Raw genomic sequence first — 23068 nt, 5'->3', positions numbered from 1 at the left:
CAGGGGCTACACCGACGGAAGTCCGTCGGGCGTAGCCCTAAGGTGGCACGTCCGCCACGCCGAGGACCGGCCCCATGGACATGCTGCCGCCGCAGGCCCCGCCTGCCATCGTTTCTTCCTGCCACCAGGCGTGCGACGACGCCATGCAACGCATGGCCGGTACCCAGCGCTGGCTGGTCGACCAGCAGGCCGAACTGCCTGAGCCGGGCGACGACGATGCCGTCCTTGATGAATACCTGGCGGACGTGGCCGCCTTCTGGTCGGAGCCCGTTCCCGGGACACCTGTGGAAGATCCGATTCCGCGCCGGGAGGCGCTTAACCGCCGCCTGATCCAGGCGGCCCGCGATGCAGCCCTTCTCCAGACCGGCATGGGTCTGCTGGATGCGGCGTCGCTTGCCCTCGTGCAGGCGGCTGTCCGCCCCTACCCTTACGCACTGCCACTCGATATCCGGCTGAACGATGTGGTGGTAGACGACGTGCCGATCGCAGGCATGCTGGTCCTGCGCGACGATCGGCATGACGACAGGGTGTTGCTGTTCACCGTGCATGCGGGCTGGGAGTTATTCCCATCGATCGAAACCCTGCTCGGGGATCTGCAATATCGCCTTCATGAGGAAGGCGAAGACGACGCGCCCCCGTCCATCTCACTCAGGAACACCGGAGCCACGGCGTTCACCGGAATGACGGAGCACCTCATCGGTGCGCTGGAGGATTCGCTCCTGATGGCATGGAGCGCTGACGCACTGGTCGATACGCAATCGTCCTTTCCCGGGTTCGAGGCACTCGTCGATCCCCATGCCATGGTGACGACATGGACCGATGAAGCTGACGTCTCTAGCGGGCGCAGTAGACGCTCCCCGCCGCTGCGTCCGACGAGCCTTGCACGCGGCATGCGTGACGGACTCAAACAGCGCCCCCCGATCGGCGGGCGTGTCGCCCGCCTGCCTCTGACGCCATCCGGGCGGGAGGCTGCGGTGGCCTTGCCTGGACAAGTGCAAGGCGGGCTCCCTGTACTGGCATTGCCCGCCGCGGACACGCTCTTTCCCACACGCTTCATCGTCCGGGACGTAACGACGCCTCCAGGGCCGGCCCCGCTGGATGGCGTTTTCGTCATCAATGGCACGCAAGTCATACGGCAGGGAGAGCATTTCTACCGGGTTCGCTTCGATGCGGGTATGGGTGGCTGGCGTCTCAACGCTACCGGAGCCCTGGATGCCCGCTACACCGGTCCTCTCATCGAGCGACGTCCTGATGGCATATGGCACTACCGACGTGCTGGGCTTGCCGGCGGCAGCGGTCGCCCTGTAGTACCGGCAAAACGGCGGGCTTCTGCACCGGCATCCGTCGATGTCGATCAGCTCACACCGGAACAGCTACGCATTCTTCAGGGCGAACTCTGCGAGCGGATCGGATTGAGTGATGGTATCGAACTCTATGGCCGCGTGATGCGCCAGGCATTGCCAGGTGCGCAGGCAGCACCGCTTACCGCTCGCGAACTGGCCGTGTGGAACCAGTCCCTGGCCTTCGCCCGCCATGGTCAGCGCCCCGTATCGACGCCTCCGAGGCCCAGGACAGAACTGTCACCCGAGTTGCGGGAGTTTTCCGCCGACGATCTGCGCTGGATACAACGCCGCCTCATCCGCCGTTTCGAGTTCGCCGACGGGTCGCGCATCTTTCATGAAATGGCTTACCGCCCCGTCGGAGCCGACGTCGGCCCCACCATGACAAATGAGCATGCAAGGGCCTGGACCGAGGTTCTCAAAGAAGCGGGGGAACGTCATTTGCAAGCTGCGCCGCTGACACCGCCGACGCCGCCTGCCCTGCGTGAACGGGCGTCTGTATCCCGGCGAAAATCATCGGACATCGAAGGCTTTTCCCATGCCGAGACGCAGAAGCTCCGCTATCACCTGAAGCATCGGCTTGGTAACGAGCGGGGAAGCCAGGTCTATCGCGAAATGGCCTTCGAGGCCTCCCGTGGCACGCCTACGGCATCGTCCACGGAGCAGGCGCTATGGGATGAAATCGTCGCTTTCGTGGTGGACCAGCGGGGCAAACCCCGCGCCAGGAAGACAATATCCACCGATATCGCCGATATCCGGTCCAGCGAGCGCCAGGCGCTTCGCACCATGCTGAAGGAACGTCTCGGCGACAAGGAAGGAGAGACGGTGTACCAGTCCATGGTCTACACCTATCCATCCTCCTCGACACCGCCCTCCCTGACGGCGGCACAACGCACGGCATGGGAACAGGCCCTGTCGGATATCCGCGCCACTCGGGTCCGTGCCTATACGCGCGACCATGCGCTGTCCCCCTCGCTCGCCGACATGTCGACCCGGGAACTGGAACTGCTCAGGGTCCATCTGCGCGAACGCATCCACTATTACCCGGGCGAGGCGCTCTATCACGAAATGGCGCATCTTCCGCCGGGCACCGCGCCATCGGCGGCCGTCACGCCCGACAAGCTCACCGCATGGCAGGACGCCGTGGCTTCGGTTCGCAGCCGTCGCTATGCGCCTGCATCGGAGACGATTGCACGCGATGTACTCGACGACAACCTGTGGTTCGTTCCGGAAAGCGAATGGCCGGAGGTCGTGTTTTATTACGCCCCGCAGGAAAGCCTGGAGAGAATAGGCGATACCGCGATTGCACTGGGGCAATCCCATCTCAGCGCCGAAGGCATCCGCGGCATTCCCTTGTTCACCCTGGCGCCGGACGTTCCCACCGGCCGTGTCGCCTCGCTGGCGAAAGGCTGGCTTCCTTCCCCTACGAAGGATGCGCACCGCTCCCTGGGTTCACTTACCGGTGCGTGGGCACGCATCGAACTACGCCCGGCATTGAAAGCCATCAATGGCGAAGCGCCCGCATTCGAGGTTTTTCGCCGGGGAAATATCGACAGTGGCGTGTATGTACTACGCCCGACGGCACGAAGTGCCACGGCAGGCACCGCTCGTCATCCCGCATGGTTGTTCGACCATTACTCCGTGCATCTCCCGTCGCCCTGAACCTCATTACGCAACGGGATATGCCCGGCCCCCTTCCCCCGAGAGCAAGGATGCCCCATTGAACGCACTGCCACCCCCGACGCCACCCGCGCACGTCACCATATCCCAGCAAGCGGCCGTCGATGCCATCGAACGCCTCCGCCAGACCCAGTTGTGGCTGACCACTCAACAAGACCATCTGCCTGAACCATCCGTCGCCGACGCAAGAGGGGAGCACCTGTCCACGCGTCTATCCATTTTCTGGGACACGCCGGTTCCCATGCCGTTCGGGGAAATACGCGCAAGCCGACGCAAGGCGCTCGGCCAGCTACTTGAGCGCATTGCCCGCGACGATGCCTCGCTCCGCGCTGGCGATGGCACACTTCCCATGGATGCGAGAAATGCCATCCACGATCTGATACGTGCAGGGGATACGCCCCCGGATCATCTGCATGCAGCGGTGTTGACGATCGACGATAGCGAATACGCCGGATCACTCATCCTCCGCGATGACCTCCATCCGCACCAGGTGATGTTCTTTACCCCACAAGGCGGCTGGGAGGTTTTCCCTTCAATTGACGAGCTTTATCGGGATATCGGACATCGCATGAAGGAATCATCGGCTCCCGATGAAGCCTGGCAACCGACTCAGGCAGAAAAAGGGCACGATGCAGGCAACGATCGGTTTTTCGGCATGCGTGCCCTGGGCGGCCATGCGTTCGAAGCGGTTGCCGATCAACTGATCGAGCACCATCACCGGAAAATCATGACAGCCATGGAAATTTCCGATGAACCGTTGCGAAGCGATGCGCTGTACGACGCCCTGGACCTTCATGCATTGATCGACGTGCACGGCATCGTCAGCCAGCGCGATGCTGCCTTACTCCGCCATGATCGTGACCTAATACTGGCGTCATACCCCGTCGCTCTCGCCGATGCATGGAGAGACGCGTCGGCCGGCTATATCGCAGCACAACGCAGAAGCGATGATGCCATGAATAGTGCGTCGGTAACCTCGCCGTTGTCATTGATGGAGTTCACGCGAAGCGTCCTCGCGACAAAACTGAAATCACTTGGCATCGGCGATGCACCTGAAATGATTCACGTAAGACGGAAGTCGATGCCGGGTGGCCCTGTCGATGTTCTGTCGACACCCAGGGAGCCATCGTCCCTGGACGACACCAACCTTCTCCAGCTGGCTTTCGACAATCTGCCTGGCCTGCCCCTGGACGATCTGTGGCTGGGCGACGCAAGCGGCATCGCCCACCCGCTGCTTACGCCTTCCATGACCCGCCAGCTTATCCGCGAGATGGATGCCGGGTCGGCCTATCTGCGTTACATCGACAGCATCCTGGGCGATACGGCGCAGGGAAGACGACACCGGCAGCTTGCCTCGGAGCACCTTCTGGCAAGGATGCGCCTTGATGCCGCGACTGCCCGGCTGGAAGGTCACGGTGCACAATCGACTGCCTCGCCCGATCCTGCACCCGGCGAGGCCGCATTGCGGCGGGTGGATGCCGTGCTTGACCGCGCGATGTCGCCGTCCCACGCAAGGCTGGACCACGCTCAATCCAACGTACTTCAGCTCACCTATCGGGGAAGTGCCGTCTCAGGACTTCTTCTCATCACCACGGGCACACGAGACATCGTTGCCTATACGCCGGGCGCCCCTGATGGTAGGGTGTTTCGCGCATTCACCAGCCGCGACGACCTGGTGGAGCAGTTTCTCCACCAGCCGCGCTTCGAGTCCTACCTCGTTGAAAGGCTTCCCGCGTCCATGGCCGTGCGAGACAGCAACGGATCGACGCGATTCGCTGTCTCACACGCGTCACGAACCTGGCGATGGGTAGTGGGCGGTACGGGTCATGAATTCTGTACTGAGCTGCAGGAGGCCTTCGGCTACAGGGATGTCACCGACACATTCCCAGATGCCGTATACGACACCGCACGCGACCTGGTCAGGCTGGATACCGCCTATCTCACCCGTACGACGTCCCATGCAGACTGGCGCACGGTGTCGCTCATCCTCGCGCCGTTTGGTGCCTCCGGCGGACGCATGGTGCAACTGGGCCTTGCGCCTCTCCAGTCGATTCCTCACCTGGCCCAGGCCGCATGGCGCGCCTACGACGACATCAAGGCGGGTGATTACACACAATCGTTTCTGAACGGCGTGGATGGCTATGTGGCGGCGCTGAACGTCATCCCTTTGCACGGTGTCGCTTCCCGCCCCCTGGCCAGCCAGGTACTCAGGTGGGGCAGGCACGCACCCGCCCCTGCGCCGTGGAGTTCCGCAACACATCGCACCCGTTGATCCCGAGATGTCCTGCCAGCCTGGCAATGTGCCTCGGCCGGGCATTGCACGCAAGGAACAACCGGGCACATGCCGTGCCCGGCATCACACCAAGGAGCCATCATGGATATGACACCCCCTTCCTCCCCGCCACTGCATGCAGGCACGACACAGGCCGAAAGGCAGGGCGCCGCACTGACGCGCCTGATTACCCTTGAACGATGGCTCGAACAATGCGAGCGGGATATGCCTGCACCACCCGCTCCCGGGACGCTGACCGGCATCGACACCCACCTCGCCGCCCTCCATGCGTTCTGGAACGCCACGGACACGTCATCCGGACTCGTACGCCAGCGTGCATTCGCGAACCATCTCGCACAGGCCATGCAGGACGAGGCAGGCACTCGCATCGCCGACGGCACGCTCGACATGCGTGCCGCACCACTCTTGCGGCGTCTGGCCTCGCTTCGCCATGTCGGACTGGCGGACGGCATCCTCGCCAGCGAAATCATGCTTGGCCACTCGGCTTACGCCGGCGGTCTCGTCGTCCAGAACGCAACGCATGCCGATCTGGTGCTGGTGTTTCTTCCCGAACGCGGGTGGGAGTCGTTCCGCAGCGCCGACAGCGCAAGGGACTACCTCCGCCACCAGTTGCTCCCGCAAGCGGGTGCGCTGCCTGGGATAACCGCCGATGACGCAGCGCAGGCCGCTCTCGATGACACGGTAGACCTGCGCCCCATCATCGGCGACACGTTCGATGCCCTTGCAGCACGATTCATCGACGTGCAGGCCGAGAAGATCACGCAGGCCTGGGACGACTACACGCTTGACCGCGCCCTGCCGGAAGCGGCCACACGATTCCTAGACGACCTCCGTGACCACCAGCGCATGACGTCCCAGTTCGACATCGCAGCGCTCCTCGACCTGCGCGAGGCCCGTCTGGTCGAACAGGTTCGCCAGGAGCGTCTCGCCCCTCTGCCTACCCAGGTCAGGAAGGACTGGAAACGCTCGCTCAGGTCCTACAACCGGGCGCTCGCCGATACGGCGATGCTTCGCGACGCCATAGGGCTCTCCGATCCGGATTCCATGGCAGAACACGCCTCCCGGCTGCTGACGGGGCCCCTGACATCGCTTGGCATAGAAGCAGATCCCGCCGATATCCAAGTGGAAATCACCTCCTTGCCGAACCCAGGCTCCCCATCCGATATCGGCAGCCATCTCATCTCAGGCCCGGCAACGCGCACGGTATCGCTCGTGGAACTGGCGATCCGCGGCATCGGCCAGTATGACCTCGAAAGCTACCGTGCGCTGGACATCCGGAGCGTCCCGCTGTCGCCCAAGCTCGGGCATGCGGCGATCAAGACACTCATCCGTGAAGCCGACATCGGCGCAAGCTACCAGGCTTATCTCGATACATTGTTCAACCAGGGCAAGCGTGGTGATGCCGCACGTGCGCTCGCCAAGCACCTTCAGGCCGCACGCATGCGGTTCGAAGCCGAGGACGCACGGCTGTCCTACCATCTTCCCGACGAACCGCGATCCTTTGCCGACGACCATGACGAGCAGGGCTTCCGCTGGGTCGATGCCGCGCTGCGTTCTCCTGCGGCGGGCCGGCGAGACAAGGTCAACCAGCACGACATCGTCGTGAACCAGGTGACTTACATGGACATACCGGTCAACGGCCTTCTCGTCTTCGGCAGCAGGCATGTCGCCAGCGTGTCGCGGGTCGTCCTCTACACGCCCGGCGCACCGGACGGAATGGTCTTTCGCGAATTCGCCGACCGCCAGGAGGCGGCCCGGAAGTTCTTCTACCATCCGGCCTACAGGGAGTACCTCCTCGATCGTCTTCCTGCGGAGTTCGCACGTCCGGCACCCATGGGGCAGAGTCGTGAATTCCGTGGTGACACGCGTTCGCACTGGGTTCTTGGTGCCGATCAGGGGGCTGCTTATACATTGACCGCAGAACCGTTCGCGGAAAAGGAAATCCATGGTGATTTCCTCGATGCCATGTATGACGCCAATGTCGGATTGCGCAAGCGGGATGCGCTATACGTCTCGCGTAACCGGCAGCATGCCGACCTGGAGTCGGTTCTTGGCCATCCGCTTGCCGATGCGCCTTTTTCACCGGGAGCGCAGTTCATCGCCAGCGCACTGGTCGAGATACCTGCCAGTGCGATCCGGGCCGTCCAGGCATCCTGGCGCTTCTACGACCACGTCAAGGCCGGAGATTCCCGTAGCGCCGTCCTTGCCTTTACCGAGGGATACACCAGTGCATTGAACATCGTCACGCCACCGATGCTGGGCAACATGGCGAAGGCGCCGCTGGTCCGCTCCGGTGCAGGCTCGACTACACTGATTCCCTCGGGGGTATCCACGGCGACAAGAGCGTCCACATTCGAAAGCAGCTATGTCGCAAGGCAGGTCGTACCCCGTACGCGAGCCGACCGTCACGGCATTCATCGTATCGATGGCCGCAACTACGTGGCAAAGGACGGGCTCATGTACCCGGTCCGGTACGACGAAGCCTATGGCTACTGGCGGCTGGAGAAGCCTTCCGGGTCACTTGATGCGAGCTTCAGTGGCCCCGCCATCGAACGCGTCGGGGAGCACTGGGAGTACGCCCGCCACATCGGCCTGGAGGGCGGCATGCGACGTGCCTTGCGTGAGCGGATGCGCCGGGTCCTGCGGCTGGATGACGATGCAGCACCTGCTGCCCAGCCGCCGGAAGCGCCGGCCGCAAGGCCGGCTGTCGATCCCATGGGCTGGTTCCCACCGAATGCCGAGCATCTGCGCCCACAGGTGATGGCCGCGCTGGCGGATAATCCCACAGGTCACGCCATGGTCCGGCAGGACGGGACCCGGTTTCATATGGCGCTGAGGTCCACGACCGCACGCATCACCCGCGACGGACTCTCTTCCGAGTTGTCGGAGCTGAGCATCTACCAACGCCGCATGTTCATGCACGAACTGGAAACCCGTTTCCCTGTCGCCACCGAACGAGCACGCGTACTGGACGAACTGGGACTGGCGAGGGATGGCCGTCGCCTCTCCTCCCCACCCCGGTCGCCCACCCGCTCCCCTTATCGCGGGGACGACGGACAGGTGCCCGTCGTTTCCTCCACCACGGCGGACGACGCGGCAGGAGCGGCTGCCACCCTGGACGATATGGCGGAGTTGCCCGTGACGGAGCCGCTCGATGCAGGCCAGCTGGCACGCTGGAACGAAGCATTGCAGGCAGCCCGCAACCATCCCCGGGTATCGCCCCGCGCACCGGGCGCCAGTGAAGCCACTGTAGTCCCGGGCCAGATCATGCCGCGTGACGCATGGCCCGAGCGGGTCTGGCTGTACGTGGACGAGGTGCCGTTCTATGCCCCCAACGGCACCATCGAACTCAGACTACCTCCCCGGATTCCACGTCAGTCGGCCAGGCGGCAGAACCGCTTCCGGGTGACCGACCTGCCCCCGGAGACTGGAAGATCCATTCTGGACGATGTGCTGGCCGTGCCGGCCAGCCGCCGCCAGGCCTTCGAGCACGACATGTGGATCGAGGTTGATACACGCGCCCTTCGTGACATCCAGGTCGCGAATGGCGAACCGGCCTATGATTTCTACCGGGCCACCCATGACCAGGGCGGCCATCGATTCAGCCTCCGCTCCTGGTTCCATGAACTGCGCCTGCCGGCGGGCAGCTACCGCATGGGCATGCGACCCGACTGAGTCCCCTGCCGCGCTCGCCTCACCGGAGTGGGCGCGGTACCATGGCCGGCATGGCAACCCAAGAAAAGACCACCCATTTCGGCTTCCGTGATGTCCCCCTGGCCGACAAGCAGAAGCTCGTCGGCCAGGTGTTCACTTCGGTCGCGCGCAGCTACGACCTGATGAATGACCTCATGTCGTTCGGCGTCCACCGGTTGTGGAAGCGCCATTTCGTGGCCGTCAGCGGTGTACGCAAGGGCGACCGGGTGCTCGACCTCGCCGGCGGCACGGGCGATATCGCCGCACTGCTCAAGCCCGTGGTAGGCGACGAAGGCGAAGTGGTGGTGGGCGACATCAATGCCGCCATGCTCGGTGTCGGCCGCGACCGGCTGACCGACCGTGGCCTGGTGGCCGGCCTGCGCTGGGCACAGATGAACGCCGAGGCGCTACCTTTCCCCGACAACAGCTTCGATGCCATCACCATCGCCTTCGGCCTGCGCAACGTCACGGACAAGGACAAAGCGCTTGCCGACATGCAGCGCATCCTCAAGCCGGGCGGTCGGCTGCTGGTGCTCGAGTTCTCGAAAGTGCGCAGCCCGCTTCTCTCGAAGCTCTACGACATGCATTCGTTCCAGATTCTTCCTCGCCTGGGACGCCTGTTCGCCAACGATGCGGATAGCTACCGCTATCTTGCCGAGTCCATCCGCAAGCATCCGGACCAGGAAACACTGAAGGGGATGATGATCCATGCGGGCTTCGGTCATGTCGAAGTGCGCAACCTCACCGATGGCATCGTCGCCATCCATCGGGGCTACAAGCTCTGAGCGCGCGCGTCGGCCGACGCCGACGTTCGATGCGATAAAAAGCGCCCCTCGCTTCGGCACGCGGCCCCATGCCGCGTGTCTCTGCGCGGATAGTGAAGGTCCGGCTTACCCACCACCCTTGGTCGTCCTCCCAACGCCAAGGAAAGCCCATTGGACGCACTCCCTCCGCAGGTACCCCCCGCCCTGGTGTCCCCTGCCGACCAGCCTGCGCTGGATGCCGTGCAACGCCTTGCAAGCACCCAGCTGTGGTTGCTCGAACAGCAGAACGCCCTGCCCGCGCCGCCCGATGGCACACGCCGGCTGGAAGATTTCCTGGGCGAACTCGAACAGTTCTGGGCCACCTCCGTCGAACAAAGCCCGGGACAATCCACCGGGCGCAGAGCCGCATTCGCTGCAAAGATCGCCAGCACCGCGCTCGATGACGCCATCCTGCGCCAGCTCGATGACACGCTGGCGCCTCCGTTCGCCGACGTGATTCGCCAGTTCATACGTGCCTCCCAGGGAGATATCCCGCCGTCGCTGCATGCCAGCACGCTGCGCATCGGTGAAACCACTTATGCCGGGGCACTCGTGCTGGCCGACGAACGCCAGCCCGGCGTGCGCCTGCTCTTCACCACGCACGGTGGCTGGGAGGTCTTTGCAGCGGAAAACGCATTGCTGACTACGGTCGAAAGCCGGATGCGCGAAGCGCTGGCCGCAACCGGTGAACTTCCGGGTATCGACAATGCGAGCATAGAACCCCTGCTGGACGGCCATTTCGTCGAACTCGCCCCGCTGTTATCCCGCCCCTTCGAAGCGGTGACCGGGCGGTTGATCGAGCGCTTCGACGAACGACTGCGTTCGACCTGGCAACTGGAAGGCCTGGACGATGCCAGCCGGGTCGATGCGCTTTACGAACGACTCAACCTGCATGAACTTCTGGACCTGCACGCCATGGTCGAACGCCGGGAAGCCGATCTGGTTGCACATGCGAGCGAGGAACGTCTTGCCATGGCGCCACGATCCATTCGCGATGCCTGGCGCACGGCCGCCCGCGATTACCACGCCACCTTGCGGCGCACGGCGTGGAACCACCAGACCAGCCAGCTCGACGAGCCCTCGTCCATGGCGGACGTCGCACGGGAATGGCTGGCGCAAGGCCTGCAGCAACGTGGGTATGAGATCGCCCCCGACGATATCCGCATTCGTTCGACACGGGCCCCGTTCACGCCCGATGCCATCATCTCCACCCTGAGCGAGGGTCCCGCACAAACGACCCAGAGTCTTGTCCAGTTCGCCTTTCGCAACACAGGCCTGCTCCCGACCGAGCTTCTTACGGTGCTCGATGCTTCCGGACAACCCCGTCACGACATCTCCGCAAGCACCATTCGCGACATCGTCCGCAGTATCGATCTTCCCAACCGGTATGCCTTGCATCTTGATGCCATCATGGGCGCATCACCTGAGGGCAGGCTTCTACGCACGCTTACAGGCCAGCTCATCCGCGCCCGCCTCCGACTGGAGGCTGCCGATGCCCGGCTGAGCTACTACGATCCGTCCGCACGACGTGGTTTCATCGACGACCACGAGGAACGCGCTTTCCAATGGGTACAGGCCGTCGCGGATCATCCCGCATCCACGGGGCGCACCAGAATTGGCGGGCACGAACTGGTTGTGGCCCAGCTGGTCTATCGAGGCGCGCCGCTGGCGGATATCTTTCTCATCGGCGTACGCCAGGCCGGTGCCGTATCCCGCGTGGTGTTGTATACGCCAGCGGCGCCCGACGGCATCGCCCTGCGTGAGTTCGAAGATCGCGCGCAACTGGCCAGGGAATTCCTGCTGAAGCCACAGTTCGAGTCGTATCTGCTCGACCGCCTGCCAGATGATTTCGCCACTGTCGATCAACACGGCCGGCATTTCTCGGTATCCGATACCTCGCGCATCGCTCACTGGTCGCTGGGTGGCGGTAGCTGTGGGGAGTGCACGAGGTTCGCCGAGCCATTCACCGAAACCGAAGTAAGCGCCGATATCTTCGACACGCTTTACGACACGGCTCTGTCGCTGGCAAAGCGCAATGCGCATACGCATGCCCGCTCGCTGTTCCTCGCGGACATCGACAGCTTGAGCCGCGTGGCGGGGGGAGTGGGCGATCTCGTCACACCGCAGTCCCTGATGCTGACGCCCTTGCTGGAGAGTCCGTTTCGCATCATGCCCTCGCTCTGGCGTGCCTACGACAACATCAAGGCCGGCGACCACGCCCAAGCCTTCGTCGATGCAACGGCCGCTTATACGGCAGCACTGAACGTGGTCCCCCTCTACATGACTGCACCAGCGTCACTGTCTGTAGCCACCATGCGCATGCCCCTACGTCATGACCGGTCGGCCGTAGCCGGCCGTAAGCCGGCCCGGCCCGACACCTTGTTCGAAAGCCGCTACCAGGCCCCGGATGTCGTACTGCCGTCCGGCCCGGTGCCTGAAAATGGCGTATTCGCTCTTGCTGGAAAGCAGTACATCCAGCAAGGGGGCAAGACATACCACGTGCGTTTCGATCATTCGATCCAGAGCTGGCGCCTCAGCCGCCCCGCCGCCCCGGACGCCCGTTTTCCGGGGCCTGCCATCGAGCGACTCACCGCCAGCCAATGGGGCCTGCGGCGCACCGGCCTGCGGGGAGGCGGTCGCAGCACGCCCTACAACATGACGACCGTGAGTCATTGGCTGCGGATGCGCTCACGGCTCGTACCCCATCTGCGAACGATGACGTTCGAGCAGGTATTGAGATTGCGCGACTGGCTGCAGAGCAACGTACCGGTTTCGGCCAATCGCATCTTCCGGGAACTCGGTGTCGTGCATGCCCGGGGCCATGTCCCACGGATCTCGCCCGTGGAGTACGCGCTGTGGGATCGGGCCGTCCGATACGCCCGGACAGGCCGCCGTAGCCCCCCCGACGGCACCGCAGTGGCTCCGCAGGTGGTACAGCCCGAGTCCCCGCCGCTCACCGTCCCGCGCCCCGGCCCATCGCGCCCGGCAGCCGGCTCGCCGGCGCAGGGAACATCGACCGCCACCCCATCCAGACCCCCTGCCGAACCGGCGAACGTGCCACCCGGTATGCAGCGCGTGCCCATGAACGAGTGGCCCGATACCGCTTACTACTATTCGTCACCGTTGACGGCAGAACTATGGAACGGCACAGGCATCCTGCCCCTGCGGCAGAGCCGCCTGATGCAGGGCCAAGTCGAAGGCGTCCCGCTGCTGACCCTTCCACCGGAAACACCCCTGGGCAACATCGCCGGCACACCGTCGGCCTGGATGCCGCATGCAAGGGGAAACGCGCCATCTCTGCGACTTGGTTCGGTGGCCGGTACATGGGTACGCATCGACCTGGCACAGGTGCGCGCCGGCTGGCCCCATTCGGCAACGCCATTTGAGGTGTTGCGCCCCTCCCCACCAGGGAGCACGGCACTCGTGGTGCGTCCGCTGAACAACACCGGTCCCGAGGCCACCGTGACCTTCCTGGGTCATTTCACCGTTCAGCGGTGGCCGACACCCTGATGCACACATCTGGTGTATCGCCCCGAACCCGTCGTTACACGTCTCTCGCAAGGAAAGCCATCATGGACGCGACGCCCTCTACCCCTCCCTCTATCACCCAAAGTACCGAGCAGGCAGCGGTGGATGCCTATCGCCGGATCCAAGAGACTGGCCTGTGGCTCTCGGAGCAGCAACAGGCGCTGCCGGCGCTTCGCGATACACCGGACCATACCGACCGTGAAACCTATCTCACCGCCTTGCATGCGTACTGGGACGAGACGATTGACCGGGCACCGGGCCGGAAGAGCCCGCGCAATACTGCCCTGGCCGACAAGCTCGCCACCGTGATGACAGGCGTGGCGGTATTGCGCCATCAGGATGGCAGCCTGGACGACGCGGCGCTCGATCTCATCCGGGCGTTTACCGTCACGGATACCATTCCGCCTCCGCATATCCAGGTACACGATGTGCGCTTTGGCGATGCGGTCCACGCCGGCATGCTCATCGCCTTCGACGATCGCCATCCCGATCTTGTCGTTGTGTTCAGTGCCGACCGGGGTTGGGACCGCTTCGACAATATCGACAAAGCCTACGATTTCATCGACCGTTGGGCGCGCAGGACCCTCGCGTGGCGCGATGACCTGCCGGGCCTGGCAAAGAAGGATATCGACACCCTCGGCGATTTTCCCGCAGTCGGGTCGCGCCCTGTCACCGGGTCGCCTCTTGAAGCCATGGTGGGCCGCTTCATCGGCATGCAGCGGGAAAAACTGCAGCAGGCGTGGCTCGAGTACGCACTCGAGCGATCGGTGCAAGGGCGTGACCTGCGATTGAAAGAACGAGTGGCTGATGCGACGCGTCTGCACGACCTGTTCGACACGAGCGCCATCCTGATCGTTCGGGAGGCTCTTCTGCTCCGGCATATGACACAGGACCGTCTCGACAGGCTTCCTGCCGACGATGTCGCCGCTTTCCGCGATGTGGACGGCGTGCGGTCCGCATGGCTGAAGGCGGCCGACGAATATGCCGCGACGTTGCGCGCCGTGGTTGCGCAACGCTCGGCCCTGGTCAGCGATCCACTACCGTCACTGCATCAATACGCGGCCGATATGCTTGGATCGATCCTCGGCACCATGGGTATCGATGAAGACCCCCGCGACATCCAGCTGACGCTGGACCGCACCAGCGACCCTGCTGCACGCCTGGATTCCTTGCAGGCCCTCCTGGAAGGCCCGCCGGCGCTGCACACGAATCTGCTTGATCTGGCCTATGCCAATGCCGAGGCCCCCGGCCTGGGACGATTCACCGCGCGTGACAGCCACGGTCAACTATTGCCGGCACTCGATGACACCACCCTTCGCGGCATCGTCCGCACGCTGGACCTGCATACGCGATATCCCGACCTCGTCGAGTCCGCACGACGCCATGGCGAGGCCGGTACGGCATACAGGGATACCGTCATCGACCTCCAGCTGGCACGCATGCGCCTGGATGCGGTCGACGCCCGTGTCACCGGCTTCCTGGCGCAGTCCGATGAAGGCAGGCATCACGGGCTTTCCCAGCGGGGCTGGTTGTGGACGCAAGCCGTGCTCGATTCGCCGGCGGCATTGCACAGGCGTCAGGTCCACCATATGGATGTGGCCGCACGCCAGGTGACCTACCATGGAGTACCCGTTCGGGACATCATGGAAATCGGATGGAAGCAGATACCACCATTTCATCCGGTCGAACTGATGTCGTCGCTGGTCTACTACACACCTGACGCACCTGACGGCGTGGTTTTTCGTGAGTTCGCCAATGCAGGAGAAGCCCAGCGATTGTTCTTCCGCCATCCGGCATTCGCCGGATATCTGCTGGAACGCCTTCCCCTTGAGTTTTCCGAGGTACCGGAGAACGGACACGTACGCCGCTTCAAGTCGAATCGTCGCACCGACTGGGTTTTCGGCAGTGGCGAGCCGGATGGCTACACACCCATGGAATTCTCCTTCATTTCAAGGGACATCCAGACCGACATCCTTGAGGCGAATCACGACGTGGCGATCGATCTCGTCCAGCGCGACGCCCGCCTTCTGACGACCAGCACGCGTGAAGCCGATACCCGGCGAATGATTGACCTGCTGCACAGGCGTCCTGCGGAGCAACTCGTTGGTCGTGTGGTGATGGGAGCGGTCACGGCGCCATTTCATGTAGCTCCTGCCGCGTGGCATGCCTACGACCACGTGCGGGAGGGTAACTACGTCGATGCGCTGGCCGACATCGCCGGCGCCTACGCGTCTGCCCTGGGAGCAGCCAGCCCTCCTGCAACCCTGCTCGCTGCAGCCCCGAGGTCGGTTGGCACGGCGTTCTTCCGCGCGGCGGGCGGCCTCGGGCTGACGACGCATGTCGTCGGTGCTGTTCCGGCACGCCGGGCCAGCGTGCCGGTAAAGGCGATCCAGCATCCACAGGGGGTGTATGCCATCGATGGGCGGACCGCGATGGCTATCGAAGGCAGGCTGTATACGGCGCACTATGACAAGGCCCAGGGCACGGTCAGTGCCGACATGTCGCAGCCGCTCGACATGAGGTCGGTGACTGCGGTCCATCGATTTCATCATGCCCGATGGCAGGCACAGCGTGCCGGTGGCCCGGCGGCAGAACCCGTGGCATCCACCGAGATCGCGGCGAGTGTGGGTGGCCGGCGAGACGTCAACCTTTATCAGGAGTATCTGGCGCAGATCGAAAGGGAGTTTCCCGACCTTGTCGAACGGCAGATGGTCAACCACCAGATGAGCAGGGAACTGGTCGGCCTGCCGCCGCTGCGACGAATCAGCACCGAACAACGCATCCGCGTCGAGCGTGCCTGGGCCACGGCGGAGCAGACGTTACGCACCTCGCTGGCCGAACGGCCGTTTATCCATGGCCGGTTCCGGCGCGTACCGGATGAAGCACTTCCGGAGAAGGTCTGGTTCTACGGCGAGCATCCCGTTTACAGAAGTCCGTTCGTCCGCACAGCCAGCCGTCGCCAGGATGTCGGGCGAAATGCATGGGGCGCCTTCATCGGCGAATCGCAAGGGCATGGTGTCGTCGGCATCCGGGTTACGACGGTGCCTCCGCAGGCGACGGATGCCGCCATTTCGGCGGGTAGTGCCCTGCGTCGTTTCGACCGATCCTCCGCCTTTGCCGTCCAGGTCAACGTGCGCGATGTCCTCGGGCAACAAGCCACGCCGCGAGGGAGCATGCAGCTGCTGGAAGTGGTTGGCAATGCCCACCAGTACATCCTGAGGCCCAGGACCGGAGGACTGTTCGAGATGAGGCGTGGACAATTCACGCTCGTCGACAGGCTACCTGATCCGGCTCTGCCAGCCGATCTTCCTTGAGCCATCCGGGACGGGCCGGCGCGCCAGCCTGTCCCGGAAGGACCCGGCCTGCCGACGGTGGCATACTGGGACCTTCCTGTCTTGTGGAAAAGCTCCATGCGCCTTCTTCCCTTTGCCGCCATCACCATGGCCTTCCCCGTCGTGGCTTTCGCCGCCGACCCGCATTCCTACGCCCAGCCGGAGGTGGTGAAGGTCACCCACCTCGACCTCGACCTGAAGCTGGACTTCGGCAAGCGCGAGCTGGCCGGCAACGCCACGCTGAAGCTCGACTGGAAGGACGGCAAGGCGAAGTCCCTGGTCCTCGATACCCGCGACCTGAAGATCGCCTCGGTGGAGAGCCTGGATGCCGCGGGCAAGGCGTCGCCGCTGAAATTCGCCCTGGCGCCGCGCGACAAGGAACTGGGCTCGAAGCTCACCATCGACGCCCCCTCGCACCCGGCCAGCGTGCGCATCACCTATGTCACGGTGCCCGAAGCATCGGGCCTGCAGTGGCTCACACCGGAACAGACCGCCGACAAGAAGCAGCCCTTCATGTTCTCGCAGTCCGAGTCCATCCACGCGCGTTCGTGGGTGCCTCTGCAGGATTCGCCGGCCGTTCGCTTCACCTACGATGCCCATGTGACGGCGCCGAAGGACATCCGCGTGGTGATGAGCGCCATCAACGATGCAAAGCATCCGCTGGATGGCAGCTTCACCTTCGACCAGCCGCACCCGATTCCCTCCTATCTGCTCGCGATCGCCGCGGGCGATATCGCGGTGAAGGAAACCGGCCCGCGCAGTGCCGTGTATGCGGAACCGAGTGTCGTCGGCAAGGCGGCCCACGAGTTCGAGGACACCGAAAAGCTCATCGCCACCACGGAAAAACTTTACGGCCCCTATGCCTGGGGTCGCTACGACCTGCTCGTGCTGCCGCCGTCATTTCCGTTCGGTGGCATGGAAAACCCGAACATGACCTTCGCCACGCCGACGGTACTGGTGGGCGACAAGAGCCTCGTTTCGCTGGTGTCGCACGAACTGGCGCACTCGTGGTCGGGCAACCTCGTCACCAGCGCTGCCTGGCGCGACATCTGGTTGAACGAAGGCTTCACCACCTACGTGCAGGGCCGCATCACCGAGGCCGTGTACGGCAAGGTGCAGGCCGACGAGGAAGCCCTGCTTTCCGCACGCGAGCTGCAGAAGACCATCGGCGACATCCCGGCCAATTCGCAGAAACTGGCGCCGGAGCCGCACGGCGTAGGCGCCGACGATTCGCTGTCGTCCGTGGCCTATGACAAGGGTTCGTGGTTCCTGCGCACGCTGGAACAGCGTTTCGGCCGCGACACGTTCGACACTTACCTGAAGGGCTATTTCGCGCACTTCGCCTTCCAGAGCATCGACACGGAAACGATGTTCGCTTACATGAAGGCCAATCTGCTCGACAAGTACCCGGGCAAGATGAGCGAAGCCGAGGCGCGTCAGTGGATCTGGCAGCCGGGCATCCCGAAGGATGCGCCGCTGCCGACGTCGCCGCGCTTCGATGCCATCGACAAGGAACGCACCGACTTCCTCGCCGGCAAGCTCGATGCGGCAAAGCTCGATGCCAAGGGCTGGAATACGCAGGAATGGATGTACTTCCTCGATCGCCTGCCTGACGTGACCCCGCTGGACCGCATCAGGGCCATCGACGCCGCCTGGCACCTCACCGGCACGCCGAACGCGGAAATCGGCATGCGCTGGTACAGCCACGCCATCGCCGCAGGCGACAAGGACGTGTGGACGGCCGCCGCCGAGCACATCACCCGCATCGGCCGCATGTACCTGTCCATGCCGATCTACCGCGCCTTCGCCCGCACGCCGGAAGGCCTCGCGTACGCCAAGGACGTCTACGCCAAGGCAAAGAGCGGCTACCACCCGCTGACCCAGCAGGCGGTCGAGCGCATTCTCGCCGGCACCTCGAAGAAGAAGTGACGCAGGAACCTGCGGGGGCTCTCAGGGCCCCCGCAAGGCTTGCATCCTGAGCCCGCGCCCCGCATCTTGCGGGGCGTCACATATCCGGATCTCCCCAATCCATGGCCAAGACCCCTACCCTCTCCACCAGCTCGCGTCCCCTCTGGCAGCGCCTGCTCCTGCGCCGGTTGAAGTTCCTCGTCGTCGTGGCGCTCGTGCTGGGTGTCGGCGCGGGCCTGGTCTACCTGTTTGCCCCACAGCTTCTGCTGAAGGCCGATGCCGCACGCCTGGCCATGCAGGCGCATGTGGAGAAGAAGACCGTCGTTGCCGGCGACACCACCTGGTCGTATTACGAAGGCGGTGAAGGCCCCACCATCGTGCTGCTGCACGGCTTCGCATCGAACAAGGAAGTATGGCTGGAAATGGTGAAGAGCCTCGGTAGCCATTTCCACGTGATCGTTCCCGACCTGCCGGGCTGGGGCGAATCCTCGCGCAATGCCGGTGGCGATTACGGCATCCCCGCCCAGGCCACGCGCCTGGAGAATTTCGTGGCCGCCGTGGGCGCGCAGCGTTTCATGCTGGTGGGCCAGTCCATGGGGGGTGCCATCGCAGGTGTCTACGCCGAGCAGCATCCGCAGCGCGTCGCCAGCCTGGCGCTGGTCAGCTCCCTGGGGCTGACCTTCAAGGACAACGATTTCACCCGTGAGGTGAAGGCAGGCAAGAATCCGTTCCTGATGGAAAACCGTGCCGATCTGGAAGCCATCCTTGCGCTGACTTTCCTGAAGCCGCCGCACCTTCCGGGCCGCGTGGAAGACGCGCTCTTGGCGCGTAACCGCAAGGATCACGATTTCATCGCGCGTACGTTCGATGAGCTGAAGCGTCCGGAGCAGGCCTTTGCGCTCGATCCGGTGATCGGCAAGCTCAACATGCCGGTGCTGGGTCTTTGGTGCCATGACGACAAGCTGATCGACGTGTCGGCACTGGATACGCTGCGTAGCGGGTTGAAGAGTGCACCGGCCATTGGTGCCACGGTGCTCAGCGGTTGCGGGCATATGCCGATGCTGGAGAAGCCTGAAGAAACGGCGCGGGTGTTGAGCAGTTTTGCGCTGGCGCATTGACGAAGAGGGGGCGCCTTTGGCGCCCTCTTTTTTACGTTTCGGCATGAACGGTCGCGCGCAGGCGCGCTCCTACAAGGGAAGCGTGTTTGTTGTGGTTTGGTCGCGGGGCCTGTCGCGCGCGAGGCGCGCTCCTACAGGGGAGCGTGTTTGTTGTGGTTTGGTCGCGGGGGCCTGTCGCGCGCGAGGCGCGCTCCTACAAGGGAGCGTGTTTGTTGTGGCGTGGTCGCGGGACCGTCGCGCGTGGGGCGCGTTCCTGCAGTGGTGAGGTAATCGGGGCCTTGTAGGAGCGCGCCTTGCGCGCGACCGGATATGGCATCCCCTGCAAAAGCCTGCCGCCGTCAATCCGCCACGTCGGCCACCAGCCTATCCAGCTGCATCTTCAGCTCGCTGCCATGCGCCCGCAGCCACGTACGCTGCTCCTTGTGATCGGGCATCAGGTTTTCCACCCAATGCCAGAAACGTGGCGAGTGATTGCGCACCTTGAGGTGACAAAGCTCGTGAACCAGCACGTAGCGCAGCGCTGCGGGCGGTGCGAGCGCCAGCGCGAGATCCAGGTTGATGCGATCACGCGTATCCAGGCTTCCCCACAGGCTCTTCAACGGGCGGATGCGCAACGCCGTGGGCGCCGCATTGATCTGCGGAATATAGGCCGGCAGCCAGCGCGACACATCGCGGCGGATCTGCGCCTCGAAGTGACTCGCCAGCAGGCCACGCGCAACCAGCAAGGCCCGGCTGTGCGGGCCGGGAATCATGAGCGTGAGCCCACCTTCGTGCGCCTCGACCTTCGGATAAGGCCCCTCGGCCCAGTCCAGCGTGATGTCCTCGCCACGGAAAGGGAACGTGGCTGGCACGCCCACGCGCAGACGCGGCAGCGGCGCCGAATCCATATGGAATTCGCCGAGCTTCTGCTCCAGCCAGTCGGCGTGATGGCGCAGGAAGGCCGTCATCTGCGCCGGGTGGGTGCCGTTGGGATAGGTGAGCCTCGCGCCCTTGGGCGTTACCGTGAGGCGAAGGCGACGCGCACGCGGATGCGCCGCCTTCAGCACCCGGATGGTGCCGCCGGTGGGGGTGGAGAGCTCAAGCCACTCGCTATCGTCTGATGCCATGTGCCGGTTCTCGTGCGTATCCCGACGAACATCCCATCCACCCGTGTCACCGACTGCGACGCTTACTCCGGACGCGGCAGTTTGAACCACTCTTCCAGCTTGCCCAGCAGGCGCTCGTATTCGAGGGCCATGAGGGAGAAGTTCGCGTCCATCTCGGCCGCGGCGGATTCGGGGCTGTCGGCCTGTTCATCCAGCACGACGTCGGTGAACTTGATTTTACGCAGGATCAGGTCTTCGCCAAGTACGAAGGAGATGCGGTCATCGAAGACCAAACCAAGCTGGAAGACCTGTTTTCCCGTGCGCAGATGCTCGCGAATCTCATCGGTGTCGAGATCTTGGCGGCGGCAGCGCGCAATGGCGCCCGAGGCCGTGGCCGGATCACGCAGTTCACATTCGTCGCCCAGCGCCAGGCCACCCGGCAGGTCGCCCGAGGCGACCCAGTGGGTCATCAGGATGCGGGGGGATTCTTCCGGTGCCAGCGGCACGGCCGGGAAGCTGCCCAGCGCCTCGCGAACCTGGCTCAACGTATTCTCAGCCGACTTGCGACTGGAGGTGTCGAGCACCAGCCAGCCATTCTTCTTGTCGGCGTAGGCGCGCATGCGGGAGCTGCGCACGAAGGCACGCGGCAGCAGCTCGTTCATGACGTCGTCTTTCATGCGCTTGCGTTCGCGGCCGCTGACCTTGCGGCCTTCCTCGTCCACGATCTTCTGCACGCGATTGGCCAGCTCGTCGTTCACGACGGACGAAGGCAGGAGCTTATCCTCGCTACCCACGGTGACCATCGTGTTGCGCCCCACGCTGTGCGTCAGCGCCTCGTCGTTGCGACCCAGCGGCGACACGAAGCCACGCGTGGACAGCTCCATGGGCCCCACGGGGCGCAGGCGGTGTTCGGGCAGGGCTTCGTCGAGGCGTTCGAGGTCGTCGGAAACGGTAGCGGAAAAGCGGAACAGCGTGAGATTGCGAAAGAACATGTATCAGGGATTCTCTGGCGAATGAAGGGCCGTGGCGGGCGCGAGGCGCCCGCCGGCGAACGGTCCAGTCTAAACGGTCAGACGACCTTGGCGATCGCGTCGGCGACGCGATCGATGTTGCCGTCGTTCAGCGCGGCCACGCAGATGCGCCCCGTGCTCACGGCATAGATGCCGAACTCCTCACGCAGGCGATCCACCTGCGCGGCCGACAGGCCGGAGTACGAGAACATGCCGCGCTGGGTCTGGATGAAGCTGAAATCGCCCACCTTTGCCAGGCGCTGCACGAGGCCGCTGCGCATCTGACGGATGCGCTGGCGCATGCCGCCCAGCTCGTCTTCCCACACCTTGCGCAGTTCGTCGTGGTTGAGCACGGCAGACACGATGGAACCGCCATGCGTGGGCGGGTTCGAGTAGTTGGTGCGGATGATGCGCTTCAGCTGTGACTGCACGCGCACGGCTTCGTCGTGCGAACCGGTGACGATGGACAGCGCACCAACGCGCTCGCCGTACAGCGAGAACGACTTCGAGAACGAGCTGGCGACGAAGAACGCCACGCCCGCTTCGGCGAACTGGCGCACGGCGGTGGCGTCTTCCTCGATGCCGTCGCCGAAGCCCTGGTAGGCAATGTCGAGGAAGGGCACGAGGCCGCGCTCGCGCACGATGTCGATCACGCGCTTCCAGTCGGCCGTGGCGAGATCCACGCCCGTGGGGTTATGGCAGCAGGCGTGCAGCACGACGACGGCGCCCCTGGGCAGCTTGCCCAGGGCATCAAGCATGCCGTCGAGGTTGAGGCCGTGCGTGGCCGCGTCGTAGTACGGGTATTCCACCACCTGGAAGCCGGCCGATTCGAACAGGGCACGGTGGTTTTCCCAGCTGGGCGTGCTGATGGCGACCGGCACGTCCGGATTCAGACGCTTGAGAAAATCGGCGCCGACCTTCAGCGCGCCCGTGCCGCCGAGGGCCTGGGCGGTGACCACGCGGCGCTCTTCCAGCAGCGGCGAGGCGGCGCCGAACAGCAGTTTCTGCACGCCGGCGTTGTAGAGCGCGATGCCGTCGATGGGCAGGTAGCCGCGCGGGAGGTGGGCCTTCACGCGTTCGTCCTCGACCTGCTGCACCGCTTTCAGAAGCGGGAGACGGCCGTTGGCGTCGTAGTACACGCCGACGCCGAGATTGACCTTATCGGCGCGGGTATCGGCGCCATAGGCTTCGTTGAGGCCAAGGATCGGATCGCGCGGGGCGAGTTCCACGGAGGAAAAGAGAGTCATGATCGGCAGGCCTTGAAGCGTCTAAAGGTGG

11 protein-coding genes are annotated in these 23068 nt (G+C 64.1%); 8 read left to right on the top strand and 3 right to left on the bottom strand.

Annotated features, from left to right (window positions below; translation table 11 throughout):
* Positions 1 to 74 precede the first annotated feature (74 nt).
* From HBF25_RS02560 to HBF25_RS02525, 8 genes are all read left to right on the top strand, one after another.
* The gene (locus HBF25_RS02560) at positions 75 to 3002 is read left to right on the top strand and encodes a hypothetical protein (RefSeq protein WP_166946238.1); all 2928 of its coding nucleotides are present in this window, start codon (positions 75 to 77) and stop codon (positions 3000 to 3002) included.
* Between the two features lie 58 nt (positions 3003 to 3060).
* Complete coding sequence (locus HBF25_RS02555) at positions 3061 to 5292, top strand: dermonecrotic toxin domain-containing protein (RefSeq protein WP_166946237.1); 2232 nt, start codon at positions 3061 to 3063, stop codon at positions 5290 to 5292.
* A gap of 102 nt (positions 5293 to 5394) precedes the next feature.
* Positions 5395 to 8988 (top strand): dermonecrotic toxin domain-containing protein, encoded by a 3594-nt coding sequence (locus HBF25_RS02550; RefSeq protein ID WP_166946235.1) that lies wholly within the window; start codon positions 5395 to 5397, stop codon positions 8986 to 8988.
* A gap of 50 nt (positions 8989 to 9038) precedes the next feature.
* Positions 9039 to 9791, top strand: a complete 753-nt coding sequence (gene ubiE, locus HBF25_RS02545) for a bifunctional demethylmenaquinone methyltransferase/2-methoxy-6-polyprenyl-1,4-benzoquinol methylase UbiE (protein ID WP_243852966.1) — start codon at positions 9039 to 9041, stop codon at positions 9789 to 9791.
* Positions 9792 to 9941: 150 nt separating this feature from the next.
* The gene (locus HBF25_RS02540; RefSeq protein ID WP_166946232.1) at positions 9942 to 13319 is read left to right on the top strand and encodes a dermonecrotic toxin domain-containing protein; all 3378 of its coding nucleotides are present in this window, start codon (positions 9942 to 9944) and stop codon (positions 13317 to 13319) included.
* A gap of 62 nt (positions 13320 to 13381) precedes the next feature.
* Complete coding sequence (locus tag HBF25_RS02535) at positions 13382 to 16651, top strand: hypothetical protein (protein ID WP_166946231.1); 3270 nt, start codon at positions 13382 to 13384, stop codon at positions 16649 to 16651.
* Between the two features lie 96 nt (positions 16652 to 16747).
* Positions 16748 to 18598 carry a M1 family metallopeptidase gene (locus tag HBF25_RS02530; RefSeq protein ID WP_166946230.1) on the top strand — a complete coding sequence of 617 codons (1851 nt, stop codon included), beginning with the start codon at positions 16748 to 16750 and terminating at the stop codon, positions 18596 to 18598.
* 101 nt (positions 18599 to 18699) lie between these two features.
* Positions 18700 to 19695, top strand: coding sequence for an alpha/beta fold hydrolase (locus HBF25_RS02525; protein ID WP_243852965.1), 996 nt, complete (start codon positions 18700 to 18702; stop codon positions 19693 to 19695).
* A gap of 338 nt (positions 19696 to 20033) precedes the next feature.
* On the opposite strand, the gene HBF25_RS02520 is transcribed toward HBF25_RS02525, so the two are convergent.
* The 3 genes from HBF25_RS02520 to HBF25_RS02510 form a co-directional block, all read right to left on the bottom strand.
* Positions 20034 to 20801 (bottom strand): M48 family metallopeptidase, encoded by a 768-nt coding sequence (locus tag HBF25_RS02520; protein ID WP_166946229.1) that lies wholly within the window; start codon positions 20799 to 20801, stop codon positions 20034 to 20036.
* A gap of 62 nt (positions 20802 to 20863) precedes the next feature.
* Positions 20864 to 21772: a recombination-associated protein RdgC gene (locus tag HBF25_RS02515; protein WP_166946227.1), complete on the bottom strand. Its 909-nt coding sequence runs from the start codon at positions 21770 to 21772 to the stop codon at positions 20864 to 20866.
* 77 nt (positions 21773 to 21849) lie between these two features.
* Positions 21850 to 23037 (bottom strand): amino acid aminotransferase, encoded by a 1188-nt coding sequence (locus tag HBF25_RS02510; protein WP_166946225.1) that lies wholly within the window; start codon positions 23035 to 23037, stop codon positions 21850 to 21852.
* Positions 23038 to 23068: the final 31 nt, after the last annotated feature.

It is taken from the genome of Luteibacter anthropi, assembly GCF_011759365.1.
Classification (GTDB): Bacteria; Pseudomonadota; Gammaproteobacteria; order Xanthomonadales; family Rhodanobacteraceae; genus Luteibacter; species Luteibacter anthropi.
This window is presented reverse-complemented; position numbering and strand designations above follow the sequence as displayed.